This window comes from Corallococcus praedator (assembly GCF_003612125.1).
Taxonomy (GTDB): domain Bacteria; phylum Myxococcota; class Myxococcia; order Myxococcales; family Myxococcaceae; genus Corallococcus; species Corallococcus praedator.
In genome coordinates this window covers 1-424 of record NZ_RAWI01001162.1, presented here as the reverse complement: position 1 = coordinate 424, position 424 = coordinate 1, and the positions used below count along the sequence as shown (strand labels likewise).

At 66.3% G+C, this 424-nt stretch carries 1 protein-coding gene; it reads right to left on the bottom strand.

The genetic code is table 11. From position 1 onward, the window contains the following. A partial coding sequence (locus D7Y13_RS50180; protein ID WP_158626242.1) for a DUF4126 family protein occupies nt 1-424 on the bottom strand: 424 nt, incomplete at both ends.

Genomic DNA, 424 nt, shown 5'->3' with positions numbered 1-424 from the left:
CTTCCAGGCCGCCCACCAGCCCCCCGGGCAGGCCGGAGCCCTCAGTGGCTTTCTTGCGCAGGAAGAAGCTTAGATAGGAGCCCGCAATGGCGGCCACGCCGCCCAGCAGCGCCCCGCGCCACTGGCTCTCGTGGTTAATTTTGTAGAGTGTGGCCCCCACCAAGGCACCGGCGCCGGCCCGGCCCAACAGGGCTGTGGGCGTAATGCGGTCGGGCATCTGGGGTAGCTTATCGGCCGTCATTTCGCCGGCAGCCAGCAGCTTGAGGCCGTGCGCCACCAGGGGCGTTTGCAGATAGCGCAGTGGCGAGCCAGCCAGCGCGTGTGGCCGGTACGTGAGTAGGTTACTACTTAACAGGGCCGGAGCCGTCATGCTACGGAAGCCGGCCAGAGTGCCCAGGCCCAGGGTTTGCCAACGATGTTTGAT